This window comes from Hamadaea sp. NPDC050747 (assembly GCF_040654195.1).
Taxonomy (GTDB): Bacteria; Actinomycetota; Actinomycetes; order Mycobacteriales; family Micromonosporaceae; genus Hamadaea.
On record NZ_JBFAHM010000013.1, the window covers coordinates 1 to 12,363 of the forward strand.

General features: G+C 69.1%; 14 protein-coding genes and 1 pseudogene. 3 read left to right on the plus strand and 12 right to left on the minus strand.

Going from position 1 to position 12,363, the window contains the following annotated elements; genetic code table 11:
- Positions 1–971: pseudogene (locus tag AB0H43_RS28805) on the minus strand (phosphoketolase); the annotation flags it as partial.
- A gap of 48 nt (positions 972–1,019) precedes the next feature.
- On the opposite strand from AB0H43_RS28805, the gene AB0H43_RS28810 reads away from it, so the two are divergent.
- Positions 1,020–1,526, plus strand: a complete 507-nt coding sequence (locus tag AB0H43_RS28810; protein ID WP_360004370.1) for a DUF402 domain-containing protein — start codon at positions 1,020–1,022, stop codon at positions 1,524–1,526.
- The gene (locus AB0H43_RS28815; protein WP_360004372.1) at positions 1,523–2,008 is read left to right on the plus strand and encodes an HIT family protein; all 486 of its coding nucleotides are present in this window, start codon (positions 1,523–1,525) and stop codon (positions 2,006–2,008) included. Before AB0H43_RS28810 ends, AB0H43_RS28815 begins: the two co-directional genes overlap by 4 nt.
- Positions 2,009–2,132: 124 nt before the next feature.
- On the opposite strand, the gene AB0H43_RS28820 is transcribed toward AB0H43_RS28815, so the two are convergent.
- From AB0H43_RS28820 to AB0H43_RS28870, 11 genes are all read right to left on the minus strand, one after another.
- Positions 2,133–2,495 (minus strand): metal-sulfur cluster assembly factor, encoded by a 363-nt coding sequence (locus AB0H43_RS28820; RefSeq protein WP_360004374.1) that lies wholly within the window; start codon positions 2,493–2,495, stop codon positions 2,133–2,135.
- Positions 2,492–2,941, minus strand: a complete 450-nt coding sequence (gene sufU / locus AB0H43_RS28825; protein ID WP_360004376.1) for a Fe-S cluster assembly sulfur transfer protein SufU — start codon at positions 2,939–2,941, stop codon at positions 2,492–2,494. Before sufU ends, AB0H43_RS28820 begins: the two co-directional genes overlap by 4 nt.
- 2 nt (positions 2,942–2,943) lie before the next feature.
- Positions 2,944–4,251 carry a cysteine desulfurase gene (locus AB0H43_RS28830; RefSeq protein WP_360004378.1) on the minus strand — a complete coding sequence of 436 codons (1,308 nt, stop codon included), beginning with the start codon at positions 4,249–4,251 and terminating at the stop codon, positions 2,944–2,946.
- A 9-nt stretch (positions 4,252–4,260) separates the two neighbouring features.
- Positions 4,261–5,025: a Fe-S cluster assembly ATPase SufC gene (gene sufC, locus AB0H43_RS28835; RefSeq protein ID WP_360004380.1), complete on the minus strand. Its 765-nt coding sequence runs from the start codon at positions 5,023–5,025 to the stop codon at positions 4,261–4,263.
- Entirely contained in the window at positions 5,022–5,354 is a 333-nt protein-coding gene (locus AB0H43_RS28840; protein ID WP_360004382.1) for a non-heme iron oxygenase ferredoxin subunit, read from the minus strand. The genes sufC and AB0H43_RS28840 overlap by 4 nt, the downstream gene beginning before the upstream one ends.
- On the minus strand, positions 5,351–6,505 hold the full coding sequence (sufD, locus tag AB0H43_RS28845; RefSeq protein ID WP_360004384.1) for a Fe-S cluster assembly protein SufD: 1,155 nt from the start codon (positions 6,503–6,505) through the stop codon (positions 5,351–5,353). Before sufD ends, AB0H43_RS28840 begins: the two co-directional genes overlap by 4 nt.
- Positions 6,505–7,920, minus strand: coding sequence for a Fe-S cluster assembly protein SufB (gene sufB / locus AB0H43_RS28850; protein WP_360004385.1), 1,416 nt, complete (start codon positions 7,918–7,920; stop codon positions 6,505–6,507). The genes sufD and sufB overlap by 1 nt, the downstream gene beginning before the upstream one ends.
- Positions 7,920–8,618: a helix-turn-helix domain-containing protein gene (locus AB0H43_RS28855; RefSeq protein WP_360004799.1), complete on the minus strand. Its 699-nt coding sequence runs from the start codon at positions 8,616–8,618 to the stop codon at positions 7,920–7,922. The genes sufB and AB0H43_RS28855 overlap by 1 nt, the downstream gene beginning before the upstream one ends.
- Before the next feature lie 103 nt (positions 8,619–8,721).
- Positions 8,722–9,468 (minus strand): amino acid ABC transporter ATP-binding protein, encoded by a 747-nt coding sequence (locus tag AB0H43_RS28860; RefSeq protein ID WP_360004387.1) that lies wholly within the window; start codon positions 9,466–9,468, stop codon positions 8,722–8,724.
- A complete protein-coding gene (locus AB0H43_RS28865) occupies positions 9,465–10,268 on the minus strand; it encodes an amino acid ABC transporter permease (RefSeq protein WP_360004801.1) in 804 nt (267 codons plus the stop codon). Before AB0H43_RS28865 ends, AB0H43_RS28860 begins: the two co-directional genes overlap by 4 nt.
- 71 nt (positions 10,269–10,339) lie before the next feature.
- Complete coding sequence (locus AB0H43_RS28870) at positions 10,340–11,215, minus strand: ABC transporter substrate-binding protein (protein WP_360004389.1); 876 nt, start codon at positions 11,213–11,215, stop codon at positions 10,340–10,342.
- Positions 11,216–11,332: 117 nt separating this feature from the next.
- Between AB0H43_RS28870 and AB0H43_RS28875 the strand changes: the two genes are divergently transcribed.
- Positions 11,333–12,346: a COX15/CtaA family protein gene (locus AB0H43_RS28875; RefSeq protein ID WP_360004391.1), complete on the plus strand. Its 1,014-nt coding sequence runs from the start codon at positions 11,333–11,335 to the stop codon at positions 12,344–12,346.
- Positions 12,347–12,363: the final 17 nt, after the last annotated feature.

Consider the following 12,363-nt stretch of genomic DNA (forward strand, 5'->3'; position numbering starts at 1 on the left):
AGCCACCGCTCCAACTGCGCCCGATGCTCGGCGTTCTCGCGTACGCCCGGCAGCGGCACCTGATGCGCCCGGAACGTGCCCTCGACCGGCACCCCATCCACCTCCACCGGACCGGTCCAGCCCTTCGGCGTACGCAACACGATCATCGGCCAGCGCGGCCGGCTGCCGTCGTGCTCGCTGCGCGCGCGCCGCTGAACCTCGCGGATCTCGTCCAGCGCCCCGTCCAACGCCTGGGCCAGGTCGTGGTGGACCTTCACCGGATCGTCCCCAGCGACGAGGATCGGCTGATAGCCGTAGCCCTGCATGACCTGGAGCAGGTCTTCCTCGGGGATGCGGGCGAACAGCGTCGGGTTGGCGATCTTGTAGCCGTTGAGGTGCAGGATCGGCAGGACCGCCCCGTCGGTGACCGGGTCGCAGAACATGTTTCCCAGCCAGCTGGCGGCCAGCGGGCCGGTCTCCGCCTCACCGTCGCCGATGACGCAGGCGACCACCAGGTCGGGATTGTCGAACACCGCCCCGTACGCGTGCATCAGCGAATAGCCCAGCTCACCGCCCTCATGGATGGAGCCGGGCACCTCCGGCGCGGCATGGCTCGGGATGCCACCAGGAAAGGAGAACTGCCGGAACAGCCGGGCCATCCCCGCCTCGTCCGGCCCGACCGCCGGATACAGCTCGCTGTAGGTGCCTTCGAGCCAGGTATTGGCGACCATGGCCGGGCCGCCGTGCCCCGGACCGGCGATGAACAGCGCGTTCAGATCCCGCGCGATGATGGCCCGGTTCATGTGCGCCCAGATCAGATTCAGCCCCGGACTCGTGCCCCAGTGCCCCAGCAGCCGAGGTTTGATCTGCTCGGCCGCCAGCGGCTCCCGGAGCAGCGGATTGTCCATCAGGTAGATCTGCCCGACGGTCAAATAGTTCGCCGCCCGCCACCAGGCGTCGACGGTGTCCAGCGTCTCATCGTCCAGGTACATGTCGGTCCCTTACCCTTTTGCGGTGCGCTGCCCTCTACGGTGGCCTACGTGAGTGACGTACGGGTGCTATATCGCAAATTCGACGGCCGGCTGCACTGGCAGACGACCCTCCGCCACCTGGGCGAGGACGAGCACGGCGTCTGGCTGGGCTCCCCGCCCGGCGGCGCTTGGCGACGCGACGGCGGCCCGTGGATCACCGTGCACGGGCCGCGGCTCATGGTCGCGCCGCGCGATCGCTGGTGGACGGCCCGCTTCAACAGCGAACCCGACTCCCGGACGGCGATCTACTGCGACGTCACCGCGATCCCCGAGTGGACCGCCCCCGACGAGCTGACCATCGTCGACCTGGACCTCGACGTGATCCGGCTGCGGACCACCGGTGAGGTGTCGCTGCTCGACGAGGACGAGTTCGCCCTCCACACGTCGCTGTTCGGCTACCCGGCCGCCGTCGTGGAATCGGCACTTTCGTCGGCATCATGGCTTTTGTCGGCTGTCGCGAACTTCGACGAGCCGTTTCACACGGCCCCCGACCGCTACCTCGCGCTGCTCGGATGACACCCTTCGACGCCACCGCCTACGAAGAGCGGGTGCGGGCCGGCTGCTTCGTCTGCGCCTTCCTCACCGGCGAACCCGGCTACGAGCACGAACTGCTCTACGACGACGGAGATCACGTCGCCTTCCTCAGCCGCTACCCCACCCTGCCCGGGTACGCCCTCGTCGTGCCGCGCCGCCACGTGACCGACGTGATCCGCGACCTCAGCCCTTCGGAGTATCTCGGCCTGCAGGCGGTCGTGCATCGGGTGGCGCGGGCGCTCAACGCCGTCGTCCCGACCGAGCGGACCTACGTGCTGTCGCTCGGCAGCATGCAGGGCAACTCGCACATCCACTGGCATGTCGCGCCGCTGCCGCCGGGCGTGCCCTACTCGCGACAGCAGTATCACGCTCTGATGCACGAGAACGGCGTTCTCTCGCAGTCGACTGCCGAGATCGCCGCTCTCGGTGCCGCCATTCGGGCTGCGCTGAGTGATCTTGAATAGAAAGCGCTGCCAGGGCGACGTTTTCTATCCAAGATCACCGAGCCTGGCGGGCATCAGAAATGATCTAGGCGAGAAACGGCGGCCAGGGCACCCATTTCTCGCCTAGATCGACAAGCACATGCGGTCAGACGTTGAAGCCGAGCGCCCGGAGCTGATCCCGGCCCTCGTCGGTGATCTTGTCCGGGCCCCACGGCGGCAGCCACACCCAGTTGATGCGGATGTCCGCGGCGAGACCGCCGCCCGGGCCGCCGCACAGCGCCGACCGGGCCTGGTCCTCGATGACGTCGGTCAATGGGCAGGCCGCCGAGGTCAGCGTCATGTCGAGGGTGACGACGTTGTCGTCGTCGACGTGGACGCCGTAGATCAGGCCGAGGTCCACGACGTTGATGCCCAGCTCGGGGTCGACGACGTCCTTCATCGCCTCCTCGACCTCGGCCTCGGTGGCCTTCGAAACCGAAGGCGCGGCCGCAACAGTGTCTTCGCTCATGAGGGAACCTCCATCGCACCGGCCCGCGCCAGCGCGTCCTTGAACGCCATCCAGGAAAGCAGCGCGCACTTCACCCGCGCCGGATACTTCGCCACCCCGGCGAACGCCACCGCGTCGCCGAGGACCTCCTCGTCGGGCTCCACCTGGCCCTTGCTCTGCATCAGCTCCACGAACGTCTCGTGCACCTTCAGCGCCTCGCTCACCGCCGAGCCTGTGAGCAGTTCGTGCAGGACGCTCGCCGAGGCCTGGCTGATCGAGCAGCCCTGCCCCTCCCAGGAGACGTCGACGATCTTGCCGTCGTCGGCGTTGACCCGCAGGGTGATCTCGTCACCGCAGGTCGGGTTCACGTGGTGCGCCTCCGCACCGAAGGGCTCCCGGAGCCCCCGGCCGAGCGGGCGCTTGTAGTGATCGAGGATGATCTCTTGGTAGAGCTGATCGAGCTGCATGGCTACGCGAACACCTTCCGGACCTGAGTCAGGCCGCGCACGAGGGCGTCGACCTCGTCGGTCGTCGTGTAGAGGTAGAAGGAGGCGCGGGTCATCGCCGCGACGCCGAAGCGTACGCAGGTCGGCCGGGCGCAGTGGTGACCGACCCGGACCTGCACGCCGAGGCTGTCGAGCACCTGGCCGACGTCGTGCGGGTGGATCGGGGCGCCGTCGTCGGCGGCCAGCGAGAACGAGATCGTCCCGCCCCGGCCGACCGGCACCGTGGGGCCGAAGACGTGCAGCCCCGGCACGGTGGCCAGCGCGTCCAGGGCGTACGCCGTCAGCTCCTTCTCGTGCCACTGGATCGCCTCCATGCCCACCCCTTGGAGGTAGCGCACGGCGGCGGCCAGCCCGACGGCCTCGGCGATCGGCGGGGTACCCGCCTCGAACCGGGCCGGCGGGGGCGCGTACGTGGTGCGCGGCATGGTCACCGTCTCCACCATGGAACCACCGCCGAGGAACGGAGGCATGGCCTCCAGCAGCTCGTAGCGGCCCCACAGGACGCCGATCCCGGTCGGCCCGAGCATCTTGTGCCCGGTGAAGGCGATGAAGTCCACGCCGTAGTCGACGACGTCGAACGGCAGGTGCGGCACGGACTGCGAGCAGTCCAGGAGCACCAGCGCGCCGACCTCCTTGGCCCGCTTGGTGATGCGGGAGGTCGCGTTGATCGTGCCGAGGATGTTGGAGTAGTGCACCAACGAGACGATCTTGGTCCGCTCGGTGACCAGTTCGTCCAGGTTGGACTCGTCGAGCCGGCCCTGGTCGGTCACGCCGAACCACTTCAGCGTCGCGCCGGTCCGCTCGCAGAGCAACTGCCACGGCACGAGGTTGGAGTGGTGCTCCATCTCGCTGATGACGATCTCGTCGCCCGGCCCGAGGCGGAACCGCGGGTCGGCCGCGGTGCCGGAGAAGGCATGTGCCACGAGGTTGATCGCCTCGGTGGAGTTCTTCGTGAAGACGACCTCGTCGGCGCGCGGAGCCCCGATGAATCCCGCGACCGTCGCCCGGGCGCCCTCGTACGCCTCCGTCGCCTCGGTACCCAGCGTGTAGATCGCCCGCGACACGTTGGCGTTGTGGTGGAGGTAGTGATCCACCATCGCCTCGACCACCTGACGGGGCTTCTGCGAGGTGTTGCCGGAGTCGAGGTACACCATCGGGTGCCCGTTGATCGTGCGGGACAGGATCGGGAAGTCCGCCCGGATCGCCTCGACGTCCAGGCGCGGCTTCTCCGCGTACTGGGGCATCCCCTCAGGGATGGTGATCACCGACATGACGCCTCCTCAGGCCGCCGCACCCGTGACGTAGCGCTCGTAGCCTTCGGCTTCCAGCTTGTCCGCCAGCTCCGGGCCGCCTTCCTCGACGATCTTCCCCGCGACGAAGACGTGCACGAAGTCCGGCTTGATGTAGCGCAGGATCCGCGTGTAGTGCGTGATGAGCAGGGTGCCGATGCCGGTCGTCTCCTTGACCCGGTTGACGCCCTCGCTGACCACCCGCAGCGCGTCGACGTCGAGGCCGGAGTCGGTCTCGTCGAGGATCGCGATCTTCGGCTTGAGCAGCTCCAGCTGCACGATCTCGTGCCGCTTCTTCTCGCCGCCGGAGAAGCCCTCGTTCACGTTGCGCTGCGCGAACGCCGGGTCCATGCCCAGGCGCTCCATCGCGCCCTTCAGGTCCGCGCCCCACGTGCGCAGCTTCGGGGCCTCACCGTCGATGGCGGTCTTGGCGGTACGCAGGAAGTTGGCGACCGAGACGCCGGGGACCTCGACGGGGTACTGCATCGCGAGGAAGAGCCCGGCGCGGGCGCGCTCGTCGACCGACATGGCCAGCACGTCCTGCCCGTCGAGGGTGACCGTGCCGCCGGTGATCTCGTACTTCGGGTGCCCGGCGATCGAGTACGCCAGCGTCGACTTGCCCGAGCCGTTGGGGCCCATGATCGCGTGGGTCTCGCCCGACCGCACGGTCAGGGTGACGCCCGCGAGGATCGGCTTCAGCTCGCCCTCGGGCAGCTTGACCGACACCTGCAGGTCACGGATCTCCAGAACGCTCATGGGGTAACTCCATTACTCGACGCCAGGCTGACGTAGACAGAACCGTCGCGGACTTCGACGGGGTAGACGGGAACGGGTTCGGTCGCGGGCAGCCCGGTCGGCTCTCCGGTCCGAAGGTCGAAACGCGAGCCGTGCAGCCAGCATTCCAGGGTGCAGCCGTCGACCTCGCCGTCGGACAGCGGGATCGAGGCGTGCGAGCACTCGTCGTGGATCGCGTAGAACTGGTCGTCCTCCGCGTGCACGATCGCGATCTCGACGCCCTCCACCTCGACGTGCAGGGCCGAGCCCTTGGCGACGTCGTCGGTGGAACAGGCCGGAACGAAACTCATGCCGAGGCCCCCTGTAGGCGCGCCTCGATCACGTCCCCGAGCCGGTCGTGCAGCTCCGGGACCGGGATCTTGGCGAGCAGCTCGGCGAAGAAGCCCCGGACGACCAGCTTGCGGGCCTCGCCCTCGGGGATGCCCCGGGCCATCAGGTAGAACAGGTGCTCGTCGTCGAACCGGCCGGTGGCGCTGGCGTGCCCGGCCCCGGCCACCTCGCCGGTCTCGATCTCCAGGTTCGGCACCGAGTCGGCCCGTGCGCCGTCGGACAGCAGCAGGTTCCGGTTGATCTCGTAGGTGTCGGTGCCGGTCGCCTCGGCCCGGATCAGCACGTCGCCGACCCACACGGTGTGCGCCTGCTCGCCCTGCAGAGCGCCCCGGTAACCCACGTACGAGCGGCAGTCCGGCACGGCGTGGTCAACGAGCAGACGGTGCTCGAGGTGCTGGCCTTCGGTCGCGAAGTACAGACCGTAAGCGCTCATGTCCCCACCGCGATCGGCGTACTCGACCGAGGTGTACTGCCGGACCAGGTCGCCGCCGAGCGACACCTGCACGTGCAGAACCTTGGCGTCGCGGCCGAGCCGGAACTTGAGGTGCTGCGCCTGCACCGCGTCGCGGGCCCAGTCGGCCACGGTGACGAGGGTCAGGTGCGCACCGGCGCCCACCGAGATCTCCACGTTGTCGGCCAGCGTGGCGCTGCCGGTGTGCTCCACGACCAGCGTCACCTCGGCGAGCGCGCCGACCTCGACGAAGGTGTGCCCGTACGCGATCCCCTCGGCGCCGCCGCCGACCAGGCGTACCTGGATGGGCTCGGCAGGCGTGGCCTCGCGGGCGACACTGATCAGTGTCGCGTTCTCGAAGCCCCCGTACGCGAGCGCGCTGATCCGGTCGAACGGCGTGAGCACGCTGCCGATCCGGGCGTCGTCGCGGCCGACGGAGGTCACAGTGACCCCGGCCGGCAGTGTGGGGATCTCGTACTTCGGCGCCGCCCCCGTGGCGACTGCGCCGGACCCGGTGGTGGCCAGGCCGCGCAGCCGCTTCAGCGGGGTGAACCGCCACTCCTCCTCCAGCCCCGTCAGGGCCGGGAAGTCCGCGACGTCGTAGGAGCGCAGGGCCTGAGACTTCGTCTTCGGCGGTGCGCTGGTCTCGAGGGTCGTCATCAGCCGACGGCACCTTCCATCTGCAGTTCGATCAGGCGGTTCAGTTCCAGGGCGTACTCCATGGGGAGCTCCTTGGCGATCGGCTCGATGAAGCCGCGCACGATCATCGCCATGGCCTCGTCCTCGGACAGCCCACGGCTCATCAGGTAGAAGAGCTGGTCCTCGCTGACCTTGGAGACGGTGGCCTCGTGCCCCATCGCCACGTCGTCCTCACGGATGTCGACGTAGGGGTAGGTGTCCGACCGGGAGATCGTGTCGACCAGCAGCGCGTCGCACTTGACCGTGGACTTGCTGTGGCTGGAGCCCTCGAGCACCTGGACGAGACCGCGGTAGGAGGTGCGGCCGCCGCCCCGGGCGATCGACTTGGAGACGATGGTCGAGCTGGTGTGCGGCGCGGCGTGCACCATCTTCGCGCCCGCGTCCTGGTGCTGGCCCTCGCCGGCCATCGCAACGCTGAGCACCTCGCCCTTGGCGTGCTCGCCGACCATGTAGACGGCCGGGTACTTCATCGTGACCTTGGAACCGATGTTGCCGTCGATCCACTCCATGGTCGCGCCCTCGTGCGCCACGGCGCGCTTGGTCACCAGGTTGTAGACGTTGTTCGACCAGTTCTGGATCGTGGTGTAGCGGCAGCGGCCGCCCTTCTTCACGATGATCTCGACGACCGCGCTGTGCAGCGAGTCGGACGAGTAGATCGGCGCGGTGCAGCCCTCGACGTAGTGGACGTACGCGTCCTCGTCCACGATGATCAGGGTCCGCTCGAACTGGCCCATGTTCTCGGTGTTGATCCGGAAGTACGCCTGCAGCGGGATCTCGACGTGCACGCCCTTCGGCACGTAGATGAACGAGCCGCCGGACCAGACCGAGGTGTTGAGCGCGGCGAACTTGTTGTCGCCGACCGGGATCACCGTGCCGAAGTACTCCTGGAACAGCTCCGGGTGCTCCTTGAGGCCGGTGTCGGTGTCGAGGAAGATGACACCCTGCTCCTCGAGGTCCTCACGGATCTTGTGGTAGACCACCTCGGACTCGTACTGCGCCGCGACACCGGCGACGAGGCGCTGCTTCTCCGCCTCGGGGATGCCCAGCTTGTCGTAGGTGTTCTTGATGTCCTCGGGCAGCTCGTCCCAGCTCGCCGCCTGCTTCTCGGTCGAGCGGACGAAGTACTTGATGTTGTCGAAGTCGATGGTGGACAGATCCGCGCCCCAGGCCGGCATCGGCTTGCGGCCGAACAGGCGCAGGCCCTTCAGCCGGAGGTCGAGCATCCACTCGGGTTCGTTCTTCTTCGCCGAGATGTCGCGTACGACGGCCTCGTTCAGGCCGCGCTGCGCCGACGCGCCCGCGATGTCGGAGTCGGCCCAGCCGTACTCGTACTTCCCCAGGGCAGCAAGATGCTCTTCCTGCGTGATCTCGGTCATCAGTTATCCCTCACCGTGACTTGGTGTAGTTGACCGGGGATGTGGGTGGTGCACACCCCGTCCCCGTGGGCGATCGTCGCCAGACGCTGCACGTGCGAGCCGACCAGACGGGCGATCACCTGGGTCTCGGCCTCGCAGAGCTGCGGGAACTCGGCGGCGACGTGCGCCACCGGGCAGTGGTGCTGGCACAGTTGGCCACCGCTGGCGATCACGGAGGCGCTGGCAGCGTATCCCTCGGCGGTCAGCGCCTGAGCCAGCGCCTCCGCCCGGGCCAGCGGGTCGTCGCCCGCCGACGTCATGGCCTCGCGGCAGCGGGCCTCCAACTGCGCGACCTGTGCACGGGCGAACTCGGCGACACCCTTCTCGCCGTTCTGCGCCGCGATCCAGCGCAGCGCCGCCGCGGCGAGGTCGTCATAGGTGTGCCCGCCGAGGCCTTCCCGGCCCTCGCGGGTCAGCGAGAAGATCTTCGCGGGCCGACCCCGGCCCTTCGCCGGCTGGTCCCGCCCGGTCACCAGACCGTCGCAGACCAGCGCGTCCAGGTGCCGGCGGATCGCCGCCGGCTTCAGCCCGAGCGCGTCGCCGAGCTGGGCCGCCGTGGCGCCGCCGAGCCCCAGCAACTCCAGCACCCGGTCGCGGGTACGCCGATCGGCGCCCTCCGCCGGGGCGTACTGGAGCCCAGAAGATCGGGCCGCGGCGATTTCCACTACACCAGTGTGACTTATTTACGCTGGGGTGCGCAAACCGCGCTTCCGGTGATCCACAGCACCGAAAGTTAGCCTACCCTTGGTCCCCGATTGTCCGTTACAGCCGGCCCGCTTCCACGATGCGGCGGAGGAACTGCTGCGTACGGGGTTGCTCGGGGGCGCCGAAGACCTGCTCGGGTGGACCCTGCTCCAGCACCCGGCCACCGTCGAGGAACACCACCCGATCGGCGACCTGCCGGGCGAAACCCATCTCATGGGTGGCCAGCACCATGGTCATCCCCTCGCCCTTGAGCTCGCGGATCATGGTCAGCACCTCCCCGACCAGCTCCGGGTCCAGCGCTGAGGTCACCTCGTCGAGCAACAGCAGGCGTGGCGAGTTCACCAGCGCGCGCACGATCGCGACGCGCTGCTGCTGCCCGCCGGACAGCCGATCGGGGTACTCCCCCGCCTTGTCCGCGAGACCGACCCGGGCCAGCCAGGCCATCGCCTGCTCGCGGGCCTCGGCCCGGGCGCGGCGATGCACGCGGGTCGGCGCCAGCGTGATGTTGTCCAGCACCGTCATGTGCGGAAACAAGTTGTACGCCTGGAAGACGATCCCGATCTTGCGGCGTACGCGGTCGGGGTCCACCCGGGGATCGGTGATGTGCTCGCCGTCGAGGTGGATCAGGCCGTCGTCGATTTGTTCCAGCAGGTTCACACAGCGCAGCAGGGTCGACTTGCCCGAGCCGGAGGCGCCGATGAGGGCGACGACCTCGTGCTCGGCGACGTCCAGGGTGAGGTCGTCGAGCACCAGATTGCCCCGGAAGGCCTTGCGGAGGTTCTCGCAGCGCAGCACCGGCGTCATCCGCGTGCTCCCTGGCGGCGGGCGGCCCGCAGGGTCACCCAGTCGGTCACGCCGATCAACGGCAGGGCGAGCAGCACGAACAACACTCCGGCCACGATGTAGGGGGTGAAGTTGTAGGTCTCGGCGACCTGGATCTGCGCCGCGCGTACGGCGTCGATGGGGCCGGCCAGCGAAACGAGTCCGACGTCCTTCTGCAGCGCGACGGTGTCGTTGAGCAGCGGCGGGGCGACCCGGCGGACGGCCTGCGGCAGCACCACGTGCCGCATCGCCTGCCGGTAGGTCAGCCCCAGCGAGCGGGCGGCCGCGATCTGGCTGGGATGGATCGACTCGATCCCGGCCCGGAACACCTCGGCCAGGTACGCCCCGTAGGTGATGACCAGGGCGACACCGCCCAGCACCAGCGTCGACGGCATGCCCTGCAACCGCAGGCCGGGTACGCCGAGCGTCATCACGTACAGCACGATGATCAGCGGCACACCCCGGAAGGTGTACGTGTAGCCGGTGGCCAGCGCACGGACCGGGAAGGCGACCGGGCCCCGCAGCGTACGCAGGACGGCGATGACCAGCCCGAGGAGCAGCGCCCCGACGGCGCAGAAGACCAGCAGCTGAATGTTCAGCACCAGCCCGTGCAGGATCGCCGGCAGCGACTCCTTCGCGGTGTGCCAGTCCAGAAAGGACGTCTTGACCCGGTCCCATCCGGGGGCGCCGGTGACCGCGACGGTCAGAAGCATCCCGACGACGGCCGTCGAGACGGCGGCGATCAGGACGGACAGGACCGCCCGGCGGCGCCGGTACGCCATCCGCTCGCGTTCGACCGCGCTCGGCTGCCACAGCGCTCGGGCCGTGGCAGCCGGGGGTGTCAGGCGCTCGGTCACGACAGTTCGGGCGCGCCCGCGGACTGTGCGAGCCAGGTCTGCTGCAGTTTGGTCAGGGTGCCGTCGGTACGCAGGGCGTCGACGGCCTGGCTGACGCAGGAGGTCAGCGCGGAACCCTTGTCCAGCACCAGGCCGAACTGCTCGACCTGCCCGGTCGTCGCGGGCAGCTGGCCGACGATGAGCGAGTTCTCGATCTCCGCGCCGGTCATGTAGAACGCCGTCGGCAGGTCCACGACCAGGCCGTCGATCTGGCCGTTCTGCAACGCCTTCTTCGCGTCGTCGTTGTTGTTGAACACCGACGGCTGAGCGCTCGGCTTGATCACGCCGGTGATCGCGGTGTAGCTGCTCGTGCCGACCTGCGCGCCCAGCTTGGCGGACTTGAGGTCGGCGATCGACTTCGCGCCGGCGATCTTCGACGACTTCAGCGCGATGACGGTCTGGCGGACGTCGTAGTAGGGCGAGGAGAAGTCCACCGCCTTCTTCCGGTCCTCGGTGATCGAGAACTCGTTGATGTCGAAGTCGTAAGGCTTGGCGCCGGGCGCGATGGCGTTGTTGAAGGTCACCCGAGTCCAGACGACGTCGCCGGCGGCATAGCCGAGCTTCCCGGCCACGGCGTACGCCACGGCGCCCTCGAAGCCCTTCTGGTTGTCCGGCTTGTTGTCCACGAACCACGGCTCGTAGACCGGCTCGTCGGTGCCGATGGTCAGCTTCCCGGCGGTGAGCGTCTTGAGGGAGTCCTTGGTGCAGGCCGCGCCGGAGGCGGAGGCGGAAGCCGACGACGACGGCGTCTCGTCGGCGGGGGCGCACGCGGTGAGCGCGGCGGCAGACAGAAGGGTGACGGCCAGCACGGCCGGAGGGAGTCGGCGGAACATGGATCGCAGCATAGAGAACCCGCCGAAGATCGCCGGTGAACAGGGTGTGACCGTTCCGGCAGCCGGACACGGCACGGTGAGGCAGCCCACACCGGCGCGCTGGCTATGCTCGGCGACGTGGGTGAGCTGCGTGAGGTTTGGGCGGCGCCGAAGCTGCTGCGGGGCACCGCCCTGGCCAGCCTCGCGGCGAACGTCGGCATCGTCGTCACCGGCGGCGCCGTCCGCCTGACCGGATCCGGGCTCGGCTGCCCGACCTGGCCCAAGTGCACCGGCGAGTCCCTGGTCGCCACCCGCGAGATGGGCGTCAACGGCGCGATCGAGTTCGGCAACCGGCTGCTGACCTTCGTGGTCGCCGTCCTCGCCGTCCTCGGCTTCCTCCTGGCCCGGCAGGCGGCCAAGCGAATTCGCGCGGCCGGCGGCGACGCCGGACAGGCCCGGTCGATGGTGCGCTGGTCGTTCTGGACCGCGCTGAGCATCCCGGCCCAGGCCGCCTGGGGTGGCCTGACCGTGCTGACCAACCTGAACCCCTGGATCGTGGGGCTGCACTTCATGGTCAGCATCGGCATCATCTTCGCCGCCTTCGGGTTCTGGCGCAGCACACTGGACGCCGACCCTGACCTCGCTCCCCGGCGCGAGACGGTCGCCCGGGAACTGCGGTGGCTGGTCGGCCTCATCCAGGCCGCTGCGGTGGGCGTACTCGTGATCGGCACGATGGTGACCGGCAGCGGACCGCACGCGGGCGATCAGGGCGCGGCCCGCAACGGCCTCGACCCCGCCCAGATCTCGCAGGTCCACGCGGACCTGGTGTTCCTGCTGTTCGGCCTGAGCGCCGCGGCCTGGCTGGCCCTGCGGGCAGTACGCGCGACCGACGCCGCGGCCGCGACCCTGGTGCTGCTGGCCGTGCTGGCCGGGCAGGGCGTCATCGGCTTCGTCCAGTACTTCACCCACCTGCAGCCGGTGCTCGTCGGCGTGCACATGTTCGGCGCGAGTCTGGTCTGGATCGCCGCGCTGCGTGTGTGGTGGGCGGTCCGCCCGGCCCGGCCCGTGCCGCTGGTCCGTCAGTCAGCCGGTCGGTCACTGGAAGATAACTTGACGGTTGCAAACCCGGCCGGTGCGCGAGAAAGGTCGTGACCGCGAGCACCGGGCGG

What these genes read in the sequence shown, in the direction of transcription:
- sufC (WP_360004380.1), bottom strand. Translation starts at nt 5,025, where the DNA reads ATGAGCGTTCTGGAGATCCGTGACCTGCAGGTGTCGGTCAAGCTGCCC.
- AB0H43_RS28870 (WP_360004389.1), bottom strand. Translation starts at nt 11,215, where the DNA reads ATGTTCCGCCGACTCCCTCCGGCCGTGCTGGCCGTCACCCTTCTGTCT.
- AB0H43_RS28820 (WP_360004374.1), bottom strand. Translation starts at nt 2,495, where the DNA reads ATGAGCGAAGACACTGTTGCGGCCGCGCCTTCGGTTTCGAAGGCCACC.
- AB0H43_RS28840 (WP_360004382.1), bottom strand. Translation starts at nt 5,354, where the DNA reads ATGAGTTTCGTTCCGGCCTGTTCCACCGACGACGTCGCCAAGGGCTCG.
- sufU (WP_360004376.1), bottom strand. Translation starts at nt 2,941, where the DNA reads ATGCAGCTCGATCAGCTCTACCAAGAGATCATCCTCGATCACTACAAG.
- AB0H43_RS28865 (WP_360004801.1), bottom strand. Translation starts at nt 10,268, where the DNA reads ATGGCGTACCGGCGCCGCCGGGCGGTCCTGTCCGTCCTGATCGCCGCC.
- AB0H43_RS28815 (WP_360004372.1), top strand. Translation starts at nt 1,523, where the DNA reads ATGACACCCTTCGACGCCACCGCCTACGAAGAGCGGGTGCGGGCCGGC.
- AB0H43_RS28860 (WP_360004387.1), bottom strand. Translation starts at nt 9,468, where the DNA reads ATGACGCCGGTGCTGCGCTGCGAGAACCTCCGCAAGGCCTTCCGGGGC.
- sufB (WP_360004385.1), bottom strand. Translation starts at nt 7,920, where the DNA reads ATGACCGAGATCACGCAGGAAGAGCATCTTGCTGCCCTGGGGAAGTAC.
- AB0H43_RS28830 (WP_360004378.1), bottom strand. Translation starts at nt 4,251, where the DNA reads ATGTCGGTGATCACCATCCCTGAGGGGATGCCCCAGTACGCGGAGAAG.
- sufD (WP_360004384.1), bottom strand. Translation starts at nt 6,505, where the DNA reads ATGACGACCCTCGAGACCAGCGCACCGCCGAAGACGAAGTCTCAGGCC.